General features: G+C 72.8%; 2 protein-coding genes. One reads left to right on the top strand and one right to left on the bottom strand.

What is annotated here, in order from left to right:
• Positions 1–134: 134 nt before the first annotated feature.
• Positions 135–515, bottom strand: a complete 381-nt coding sequence (locus ABT085_RS29500) for a four-helix bundle copper-binding protein (RefSeq protein ID WP_351614438.1) — start codon at positions 513–515, stop codon at positions 135–137.
• Positions 516–630: 115 nt separating this feature from the next.
• Here ABT085_RS29500 and ABT085_RS29495 point away from each other — a divergent pair, with 115 nt between their 5' ends.
• Positions 631–996 (top strand): DUF6479 family protein, encoded by a 366-nt coding sequence (locus ABT085_RS29495; protein WP_351614435.1) that lies wholly within the window; start codon positions 631–633, stop codon positions 994–996.
• Positions 997–1,115 lie beyond the last annotated feature (119 nt).

Raw genomic sequence — 1,115 nt, 5'->3', positions numbered from 1 at the left:
CGCGCCCACCCCCCCCCCCCCCGCCGGGCCCGCGGCCCCCCCGCCCCCCCCCGGCCCAACCCCCGCCCAGACCGCGGTCCGCCCGGGCCGGGGGTCCGCGCGGACCGATGCGGGCGCGGCGGACCGCGCCGGGCTCAGCTCAGCGCGGCCATGAAGTCCGCACAGGCCCGCGCGCACGCGCGGCAGGTGTCCGCGGCCGCCTCCGCCCCCGGCTGACCGTCGAACATCTGTGCACATTCCAGACAGATGGTGCGGCACCACTCCAACTGGATGCGGGCACCCTCCTCGTCCGTGTCGTCACCCTGCTCGGCCAGCACACGGCAGGTGGCGTCGCACACCTCCGCGCACATGATCGCCTTGCGTCGTACGAGCTCCCGCTCCTCACTACTCCCACCCGGATCGACCAGGCTCGCGCGCACGGCACACACCCGGGCGCAGTCGGCACACGTCTGCGCGCACGCGAACCGGTCCTCCAGGAACCGGAACAACTCCTGCTGGGATGTCGTCAATGCCACACCCTGCGGGTAGCCGCGTCGCCCGGAGCCAAACGCGAGGCCCGGCAGACCGAAGCGGAAGACGACCGAAGCGGAATATACGGTTCACCCCGATCTCAGCGGGTATCCGAAGGGCATGATTACCGCAAACGCGCAGATTGCCGCAGGAAGCGGCTGGCTGACTCTCGGACCGCTGCTGGCGGGACTGGCCGTCGTGGCCATCCTGCTGAGCGGTTTCTACTGGGGCGCCATCGTGCGACGCCGTGAGTCGCCACCGCCACGGCCGGACGAACAACCGCACCTGCCGCCGGGCGGGGCGGTCCGCGAGGTCCATGAGAACCGCGAACCGGACGAGCTGCCCAAGAGCCGCAACCGGGTGCTTCCGCACGACCTGCACGGGTACGGAAATCTCGGCACCCGCAGCAGTGCCTCCAAGACGCGGCCCCGCTGGGCCAGGGGCACCAGCGGGTCGTTCGGCGGTGGCGGGCTGGGCGGCCACTGAACCGCACCCACCGTTGTGACGGGCCCGGGGCCGCTGCGGCGGCCCCGGGCCCCAGTCTCCTCCCCGTCCCCCTGCCGCCCTCCGGGAGGGGGCGATGACGGAAAAGTTCGGGCCGTGTA

Source organism: Streptomyces sp. NPDC002265, from assembly GCF_040296125.1.
Classification (GTDB): Bacteria; Actinomycetota; Actinomycetes; order Streptomycetales; family Streptomycetaceae; genus Streptomyces.
This window is presented reverse-complemented; position numbering and strand designations above follow the sequence as displayed.